The organism is Paenarthrobacter sp. 10N417 (assembly GCF_056394745.1).
The window spans coordinates 1-8,788 of the sequence record NZ_JBFTIL010000042.1; the positions used below are offsets into that span (position 1 = coordinate 1).

8 protein-coding genes are annotated in these 8,788 nt (G+C 60.7%); 2 read left to right on the top strand and 6 right to left on the bottom strand.

Annotated features, from left to right (window positions below; genetic code table 11):
• Positions 1–196 (bottom strand): hypothetical protein (locus AC1DCM_RS26290; protein WP_477520291.1); only part of this gene is annotated, 196 nt, incomplete at its 3' end.
• 236 nt (positions 197–432) lie between these two features.
• Between AC1DCM_RS26290 and AC1DCM_RS26295 the strand changes: the two genes are divergently transcribed.
• Positions 433–963, top strand: a complete 531-nt coding sequence (locus AC1DCM_RS26295) for a nuclear transport factor 2 family protein (RefSeq protein ID WP_477520292.1) — start codon at positions 433–435, stop codon at positions 961–963.
• 117 nt (positions 964–1,080) lie between these two features.
• Positions 1,081–2,226: an acyl-CoA dehydrogenase family protein gene (locus tag AC1DCM_RS26300; RefSeq protein WP_477520293.1), complete on the top strand. Its 1,146-nt coding sequence runs from the start codon at positions 1,081–1,083 to the stop codon at positions 2,224–2,226.
• Positions 2,227–2,825: 599 nt separating this feature from the next.
• Here AC1DCM_RS26300 and AC1DCM_RS26305 read toward each other — a convergent pair.
• From AC1DCM_RS26305 to AC1DCM_RS26325, 5 genes are all read right to left on the bottom strand, one after another.
• Positions 2,826–3,152 (bottom strand): hypothetical protein, encoded by a 327-nt coding sequence (locus AC1DCM_RS26305; protein ID WP_477520294.1) that lies wholly within the window; start codon positions 3,150–3,152, stop codon positions 2,826–2,828.
• Between the two features lie 1,100 nt (positions 3,153–4,252).
• On the bottom strand, positions 4,253–5,617 hold the full coding sequence (locus tag AC1DCM_RS26310) for an MmgE/PrpD family protein (RefSeq protein WP_477520295.1): 1,365 nt from the start codon (positions 5,615–5,617) through the stop codon (positions 4,253–4,255).
• A 438-nt stretch (positions 5,618–6,055) separates the two neighbouring features.
• A complete protein-coding gene (locus AC1DCM_RS26315; protein WP_477520296.1) occupies positions 6,056–6,397 on the bottom strand; it encodes a YegP family protein in 342 nt (113 codons plus the stop codon).
• A 664-nt stretch (positions 6,398–7,061) separates the two neighbouring features.
• Entirely contained in the window at positions 7,062–7,994 is a 933-nt protein-coding gene (locus AC1DCM_RS26320; RefSeq protein ID WP_477520297.1) for an alpha/beta hydrolase, read from the bottom strand.
• The gene (locus AC1DCM_RS26325) at positions 7,991–8,590 is read right to left on the bottom strand and encodes a nuclear transport factor 2 family protein (protein WP_477520298.1); all 600 of its coding nucleotides are present in this window, start codon (positions 8,588–8,590) and stop codon (positions 7,991–7,993) included. The genes AC1DCM_RS26320 and AC1DCM_RS26325 overlap by 4 nt, the downstream gene beginning before the upstream one ends.
• Positions 8,591–8,788: the final 198 nt, after the last annotated feature.

The following is an 8,788-nucleotide window of genomic DNA, read 5'->3' on the forward strand; positions in this document are numbered from 1 at the left end:
GCGCCAACCGAAGGCTCTCCTCCCAACTGCCCAGGACCTTGCCCTCCACATTGGCAAGCGTCACACTCCCACGCATATTGGTAGCGAACGTCGCCAACTTCAACCGATTCTCATCATTCAAAACCGGTGTTGACCACTTGTCCACACGATCATCCACCGCCTCCGAAGGCACACCCACCATCTCATCCGTCTTCATTGACAAGAACTCACCTCGACTTAGCACACTCATCCGTGGCCCCGGAACGAACCCAAGCGGCCACCCGCCCAATCATTCCTGCATACGATACCATGTAGTTCCTGAATCCGATACCACTACCGCCTGCATTCGATTCTATGGTTCGCTTGACCCTGCCGCAGGGGACTGATAGAAAGAAGCCCACATGCCGGCTGGGACGCCACTCGGCGCCAGCGTGTGCGAACCGGGAGGAAAGAATGACAGCGTCCGCCGAACTCACAATGAGTATCGCCGATCAACTCTTCGCCATGGAGCAGATCAAGCAGGTGAAGAGCAAGTACGCGTACAGTGCTGATCGTCACAAGTGGGATGACTTCGCTTCGGTGTTCGCTCCGGATGCAGTCTTCGACGAAAGCGATTTCCCGAATCCGCTTCAGCCCTACACCAAGGACCCTGTCCCCAGCACCGTGTCCGACTACTTCAAGCAGTCTGCCGAAAAAGCCGAGTGGCCCCTGGTCGGCCGCGATGCGATTCTCGCCGCGCACGTCGACGTCCCCGACGATCACGTGATGGTTCACCACATCATGGATCCCTACATCGTGCTCACCTCGGATAGCACCGCCACGGCGAGGTTCAGGTTCGAGAGTTACCACTGGTTCCCGGTCGGCAGGCCGGTCAAACACATGCACAACATCGGCGCCTACCACGAAACCTACGTCCGACTCGACGACGGCAACTGGTACATCCATACCTTCAAGCTCGAACGCCAGCGGGTCGAGTGCGTCTAAAGCAGGCACTCGTCGGCAGCAGGCAGCTTCTCGCGTGGGGGCGTCACCGACTACGGCCCGACACGACATCCAGCAGGGATGCCAGGTCGGCATGACGAAGATTAGGAACCAAGCCCCATGTCCAGAATCCTGACAGAGGACCAGCTCGCGATTCGCGACAAGGTACGAACCTTTGCACGCGAAACCCTCGGCCCACGCAGACTGGAGGGTTACGGCAACCCCCCATTTCTCAAAGAGATGAACCGGCTCCTGGGCGACGCCGGCATCTTGCGCGTGTTTGCACCGAAGTCGCTCGGCGGCGACGAGATGGGTGTCATGGGGATGGTTATCGTCATGGAAGAACTCTCACGCGAGTGTCCTGGCGTCGCCCTGAGCGCGATGATGCAGATGAACATTCCCGTGAACATGGTCGGTACGCCGGCCGTGGCAGAGCGCTGGGCCCGAAGTGCACTAGCCGGCGAAACGACCGTATCCTTCGCATCGACCAACCCTGCCGGTTATGCCAATTACAGCGAGCACCCGGATCTGGCGCGGCGCGAAGGGGATGGGTATGTTCTCAACGGCGTCCGCCATTTCGCAGGACAGGGGACTTTCGCGGACGTGATGGGCGTCTCGGGTCTGGTCAACGGCGATATGCACCTGTTCTGGCTTACCACCGATCAGCCCGGCTTGACGATAACCGCGATGCCGAAGATGGGCGTTGGTGCGCCCTGGGGCCGTGTCGAAATGTCGGACGTACGGGTACCGGCGGAACGTGTGCGCGACATGAGCGTTCTGGTGAAAGACCGCCAGCTCACCGACGTGACGGGTGCAAGCAAAGTTTCGACGCACCCCATCTCAGCGATGGCACTAGGGCTCGCCGAGGGTGTGTGGGAAAAGACGGACGCATTCCTGCGAGAGCGCACGTTCAACCACGAGTCACTGGCATCGATGCAAGCACTTCAGCACAAGATGGTGCGGATGAAGCAGAACATCGAAGCCGGTCGATCGATGCTCTACGATGCAACGCAGCTCGTTCAGGCCGGCCAGGGTGACCCTGTCCTGGACCACCTCCTGAAGCCCTTCCTCACCGAGATGGCATTCGACGTCGCGACCACCTGTATGACCCTGCACGGTGGACGCGGGTATCAGACCTCAGAAGGGATCGAAATCTACCTGCGCGACGCCGCCGGGCTCCTGATCGGAGAATGCACAACCGACATGCACTACTCCACCGTCGCAAGTCTCCTTGATATGCCGGGAGCGCTACCGGGGTCGCCCTGAGGCACCGACCGGCGCCGACCCCGGTCACCCGATCTGATGGAGGAACCTGAAACCACGGGTGTGTCGTCAGTTATTGTCCGGCTAGGGTCGCACGTCGCATCCCGGATTGCCGACGTGAACGACTGCCAACCCTGAACGTGCATCCTCCGCCGGTCGTCGACGCTCTCGAAAGAACCGCACTCCGCGCTTGATAGGTCTTGCCCGACGTCTGCTAGCCGGAGGATTCTGACTTCGTCGATCCCGATGAGCGCAGGGCCCCCGCCGCCGGAACCGATGATCTCGTATCGCTCGCCGGGCCTAGAGATCGGCTCCTGCTCGAGGTCGAAGACGGCGACCAGTCGACTGGTCGCCGTCTTCGTTCCACTCAGAATCGGCGCGATGATCCGATCCCGCGGCACTCCTGGTTGTCCGAATCCGATGCGTGCATACTTGACGCTGCGTCAATTTCCTTTGCGGCCCCGACGGTTACTGAGGTACCACACCGAGCGCGCCGTCCGTTCGCACAGTGTCGCCCGTAGATGTAGCCGTGTTCGGCAAGCATCAGGACCAGGTGCGCGAACTCGTCGGGTCGCCGCAGTCGCTTGGGGAAAACTACTGCCTCAGCCAGGTCCACCCTGTAGGTTTCCGAGACCGTAGCGAGCATCGGCGTGTCCACGATTCCGGGGCGAGGCCCGATCCCTGCGCAGTTGACGACGAGGCGCAGTTCCCCGCCCCCCTACCGCGTCGAGCGCTGCCCTCACTTCGTCTTCCTTGGTGACATCGGCAGCGATAAAGGTCAGTCCGTCCTGGATGGGCACCTGCTCGATGGAGGAAGGCAGATCAATATCGACGACAGTGACACCGTCAGCGAGGCGTGCCTGAGTGGTTGCCGCGCCCAGTCCGAATGCGGCTCCCCTGACCAGCGCAGTCGTGCCCTTCAAATCCATGATTCTCCTTTGGGTTGGTCGTCGAACTCAGGAGGCTCATCCCGGGACAATCGGTTCCCAAGTCACAACGCACGCCACGCGTGCTGGGTCACCCCTGCTCGGCAGGGACTCGATCCTGCTCGCGGAACAGCGCGATCATTTCGGCGGCGCCAGCGCGGAAGTCCATCTGCGGAAACTCCCCGCGATTTCTCCGTCCTACCTCCCGGTCCGACCTCCACGCCCTCACCGCATCCGTGGGTGAAGACCCTGCCCGGGACATCTTCGACCAGCCCGACGCCGAGGCCGTGCACGCCCGGTACGACCGCCGCACGCCGTGCCCGCGAGCCCAGCTCCGAGGAGGTGACCGACCCGATCTCCACGCCCTCACGGCATAACCCCGACCCCGAAGGACCACAGGGATCACCCAAAAGGACTTGACCCGCGTCGATCCGAAGGCGAAGAGTGACAGCGATCAACCGCGATCTGGAATCAAACAATTTTCGGCATTCTCAACAATGTTGGTTCAGGCAACTCTTGGTCACTGAGGAGTGATAGATGAATATCGGGTCTCACGGTGCGGTCGAGGAAGAGGTCGTAATCCAGGACCCCTCGACATGTGATCCCAGATTCCCTGCGGAGCATTGCGTCCACACATTTCATCAGCAACGAAAGCGTTGCGCACGCCAGCATTTGGCTGGCGCACCGGCCTGAGCCAAGGGTGACTGTCATCGTGAGCTCGCAGCGGTTTGGAGGACTTCTCGGATTGCATTCGAGAGGAAACCGCAGGTCGGGTGGACATGAGCAAGAGCCTTTCGATAATGCGCCCCGGAAGACGCCGACCGTTTCAGCATCATTACTCAGGCAACGAAATTGGCGATCAAGAAGTTACTGCTCGTCACGGCCTCACAGGACACTGTGACTCCCGTCGAGCTGGCGCATTATTCGATCACGAGTGCACTTAACGACGCCGGGGCGAAACACTTGACAAGCGTTCGTTTTGGACACTGATCACATGTCTTTGAGCAAAAGAATAGCGCTCGCGCAGCTTCTGGTCAGGTGGCTCCGGTGCGGAGAGCCTCTGCTAGTTCACTGTCTGACACATCATCCCCGGGACCGCACCGCTACTCGAGGTTGAGCAGTTGTCCGATCGTGCGATCCGGATCAAGTCGCTCGATGCTGCCAACCACGTCGCGCGCCGCCGAAGTGCCGATGACTGGACTCGCGAGAGAAATGAACTTGCTCTTGAGGGCCTCCCACTCGGCTCCCAGTTCCGAATCTGGTGTGGGCTGATACGCATCGACTTCCGCTTCCAGAACATGTCCGTTATGAAGCGTTATCTCAACGCGTGTCGGGGCCGTCAACTGACGGTCGACCTCCGGGCACACGGTGACGAGCTGGCGTAGGGCGACAAGTCGTGCGTCATGCACGCTTGCGTCAGTAAATCCAGCGGGACCGGTGTCCAGGCCTGCGAGAGCGATACTGGCAGCATGCCGCACACTGAATTTGCCCTCTAGCCCTGAAACAGGGTCGCTGATGCAGCAGATGTCCGTCACCTTGTCGGGAACAAACAGGCGAACGCCGGCAATGTCGTTTTCGGTGAACGCATGTGCGGCGCGTAGCTGGGCGACTCCATTGATGGTCGAGTGTGTACCGTGACAGCTGGCGTGTCGCTTGAAGAGAATTGACTCGATCGCCCAGCGACCTCCCATGACCGCCTGTGGACGAGATGGGTCAAAGGTGGTGCTGTGCGTCCAGACGAACCCCTGCCGTCCTTCGATTCCGTCCGTGGGTGCAGTGAACCCCTTCGCCGCCAGTTGCGCTGCGAGCATGCCCCCGGAGGCAGCGTTCGCCGCATTCAGGTGTTTGCTCATTGTTCCGAAGGTGCGCCTGAGCCCCGCTGCCTGCGTGGCCGCGAGGGTATAGCTCCGCTCGAAACCGTTTACATCGAGGCCGAGGAGATGCGCGCATGCCCCTGCGGCGCCAAACGTGCCGTAGATGCCGGTGCCGTGGAAGCCGTTCTCGTAGGCGGAAGGTCCTGTTGCGAGAGCAATGCGGGCCTGTCCTTGCAGTCCGGCAACGATCGCTGCCACGGCCTGTCCGGTGGTTGACTGTAAAGCCTCACCCAGTGCGACCGCCGCCGATACGACCGCCGCCGACGGGTGTCCATCCATCCAAAAACTGGAGTCATCGAAGTCCAGTGCGTGCGCAGCCATAGCGTTCGCCATTGCTGCCTCGCGTGGTGACGTGCGCAGTCGCGTTCCGATGATGGTGGCGACCGGTCGCGATCCGGTTTCGGCTGCAATCCCCTGCGCTATTCGCCCCACTGGCTCCACAGAGCCTGCCATCGCCGCGCCGAGCCAGTCGAGCAACACGTGGCGCGCTCTAGTTATAACAAGCGGTGGCAGGTTTGCATAACTCATCGCGGCGACTTCTTCAGCTACCCGAGCGGTGAAGCCGTCAGCGCTTGTCTCATCTGTTCGCACCATCGAATTGCATCAAACGTAAGAGGAATAGTCAAGGACAAATGGCATCGTATCCAATGTGGCGCCCGCCGCGTACACACACGACAGGACTCGACCGGCGTCGGCGCGTTTAGGGCGCTGAGACGTGATCGTTGACGAACGTGCCGATACCTTCAAGAGCCTCACGCGCTTCCGGCAGGAAGGTGACAAACTGGTAGCGGTGATTGGCACCGGTGCAACAGCTGTGCGCTAAAGGCGAGCCATAATGTCCGCGTCCTCACGACCGTGGAATCATATTCAGAACGGACGTCGATGCCAGCACCCATCCCCTTCCCGAGGAATCGCGGTCGCGACATTCACCAGAACTCAGGCCTGAATACGATGTCCAACAGAGCGTGTTGACTCATCAAAGATGCCCGCGTAGCGGTTCGGAAGACTGGTCTCGGCGCCCATCCCCGGCGCTCAGGAAAGGTAGTGGATTGCCCCGGCCCAGCGCGGCCCCGAGACGGCCCGGCGAAGCGCCCTAGCGCGGGTGTGGAAGTCGATCTTTGGCATGCGCGGGGAATCATCAGTTTGACTGCCAGGATCAGTCCAGGTGGCTGTCGGTGCGGCATTTGTGGATGTTGTGCAGTGATCGGTGATCAGGCCCATGCCGGCATATTCGCGCACGGCGGCGATGCCGGCAACAGCATCGGACTTGGTATCGAAGGGCTTGGAAACTGCCATGACAGTACCATCGGGTGCGGTCAGCCGAAACCTGAACGCTGATTCCGGGTCGACAAAGAGTTCGAACATTCCTGCCATTGCGATCCTTTCGTCTGCGGGATCTTGAGGCCGCATCTTTGCCGCCCCAGCGGGCACGGGGCATCGTTGCCTCCGTTTTCCCTGCCGGATCCCGCGGTCCAAATTTTCATCAATTCAGCATGCGTTCCTCGAGTTCCCGTGGGAATGTTTGCCAGCGCAAGCTTTTGACCGGCATCCAGTCGAAGTGATCACCTGCTCTCGCGTCCAGTACAGGCGCACTTTCCTCGGGGAGTGCACGAGACGGCCTCGGCGCCTCGCAGTGTGTCACACAAATGTTGACCTCTCCCCCGGCTGTCAACTAATAGTGGCGCATGGAGGTGGACCGATGAAAACACTGATTGCGTCCATGGACGGAAAGGACTGGCTGAAACCCCACAGGCGATCGACCAGCCGTTGATTCGCAATCCCCGATTTCGGCTGCTGGACCTTGAAATCCTTTGCCGTTACTGGGATCCAGGCCGTCCGGTGGCGCACCGGCCAACAGCCCTTCCATGTAAAGACCACTTGGTTCAAGGCACTGTGGAGGCGGCAGGCATTGGCGCCTGACCCACAAATTGCAGGCATTCTGCATTAATTGCATGATTCATTCATCTGATGCAATATGTTGGTGGGCTGTGCCGGTTGATTCGGCGGGACGGGTGCTCGATTTCGACGCCGTACCGCGTCAGTAACCAGGGCTGGTGCCATAGGCCTCTGTGTTCACGAATGCGCCGATCTGCTCCAGCGCTTCCTGTCCTTCAGGCAGGAATGACGAGAACAGCGTCCAGACGTGCACCATGTCGTTGTACTCGCGATATTCGACGCGCGCCCCTTCCCGCTCAAGCTTCTCCGCTAGATTGCGTGAGTCGTCCAGCAGGACCTCCGCACCCCCCACGAGCAATAGGCAAGGCGGGAGCCAGCCGAGATCGGACAGCATCGGGAACGCTGCCGGCACCTCATCCGGTCCTCGCCCGCCGAGGTATAGACCGGCAGCGCGTTGAATGCCTTTGCGCGAAACGACCGGGTCGATGTTTGCGCGCTCTTCGTAGCTGGGATTGGTGACTGTCAGGTCGACGAGTGGCGACACGAGGACGATGCGGCCCGGGAGTGTCGCCCCTGTGCGGTGCAAATCCCACAAGGAGCTGATCACCAGTCCCCCGCCTGCAGAGTCTCCAATTGCGAAGCATGACTGAGGCCCAACTTCGTCGATCGCGGCAGCAAGGACGCTTCGCGCATCGTCGAGGGCCGCCGGAAACGGATGTTCCGGGGCCAGACGGTACTCCGCCACGAAGACCCGCGCGTCGGTTGCCCGTGACACCTCCGCAGCATACGCACGATAGCCCTTGGCCGATCCGATGATGTAGCCGCCTCCGTGCAGCATCACGCCGATCCGTCCGGTAGAGGCGCCAGCGGCGTGGACCCAGTACCCGTCGACGCCTCCGTACGTGGCGGCGGTGATCGATGCGTCCTCGGGAATGGGCAACTGTGCGAGCACCGCCTCATAGCCCTCGCGGCGGTCCTCCAGTGTTCCCCCACCGTGGGCTGGCAGTGCGTGCTCCAGCATCGCCTTGGCCCGGTCGAGGGGAGTTGAAACTACAGACTTGGTCTCCGCCATCATTGAACCCTTTCGTTGCGAGCCGCTTGTGCACCCAGATGACTAGGCAGCTCCTCCGGAATCTCTGCGTCCCGCGGGGCGGCGCCGGGAACGCGAACGCGCTGGCGACCGGCGAGGCTACTACCCAAAGCATCGTGGGACGAAAAGTACTCATAACGCATCTGTCGGCGAGCGAACAACCATCGGCCCTCGACCCAGCGATACTCGTCGTCGTAGCGATACGCTGCGAGACACCGTTGCCCCTTGATCGCCACCTCTCCATGCCCCATCTGCACACCGACCGCTGTCTTCGCACCCAACGCCAGGTCCACCACGTGCGAATGAACGCTATGGACGGTCATGGAGTAGGTGCGCATAATCTGAGCGAAGAACTCACGCAACTCCTTGCGACCTGTGTGCACATGTCCGGCACGCAGAAAAGTGCCGTCCTGCGCGAACAAGTCGACAAGGGCGTTCAAGTCGTGGCTGTCCACGAGGATCGGATAGATCGCACCCAGTTGCCGGATTGCTTGCACATCAGCCAACCGCTGCACGTGCAGTAGTTCCGACCCTGCCTCAATGCGGGGGCTAACGTTAACGGTGTTGAAGTCCAGTGTCATGGTGCACCTCCTTATGGCGTTCTATGCCTTCTGTAAGATCCCAGTCCTGCACGAGATGTCTATTCGGTTGTGCGTAGATGTTGTGGCCCGGTGTACGTGACTTGGCTGCCGGGGACGTGACGCCATTTCTGACCCTGGTCCTGCTCTTCGATGAAGTGCGCAGCAAGAGACAACGTCCGTGAAGTCATCAGGATGGGA

What these genes read in the sequence shown, in the direction of transcription:
- AC1DCM_RS26305 (WP_477520294.1), bottom strand. Translation starts at nt 3,152, where the DNA reads ATGGATTTGAAGGGCACGACTGCGCTGGTCAGGGGAGCCGCATTCGGA.
- AC1DCM_RS26300 (WP_477520293.1), top strand. Translation starts at nt 1,081, where the DNA reads ATGTCCAGAATCCTGACAGAGGACCAGCTCGCGATTCGCGACAAGGTA.
- AC1DCM_RS26320 (WP_477520297.1), bottom strand. Translation starts at nt 7,994, where the DNA reads ATGATGGCGGAGACCAAGTCTGTAGTTTCAACTCCCCTCGACCGGGCC.
- AC1DCM_RS26315 (WP_477520296.1), bottom strand. Translation starts at nt 6,397, where the DNA reads ATGGCAGGAATGTTCGAACTCTTTGTCGACCCGGAATCAGCGTTCAGG.
- AC1DCM_RS26310 (WP_477520295.1), bottom strand. Translation starts at nt 5,617, where the DNA reads ATGGTGCGAACAGATGAGACAAGCGCTGACGGCTTCACCGCTCGGGTA.
- AC1DCM_RS26295 (WP_477520292.1), top strand. Translation starts at nt 433, where the DNA reads ATGACAGCGTCCGCCGAACTCACAATGAGTATCGCCGATCAACTCTTC.
- AC1DCM_RS26325 (WP_477520298.1), bottom strand. Translation starts at nt 8,590, where the DNA reads ATGACACTGGACTTCAACACCGTTAACGTTAGCCCCCGCATTGAGGCA.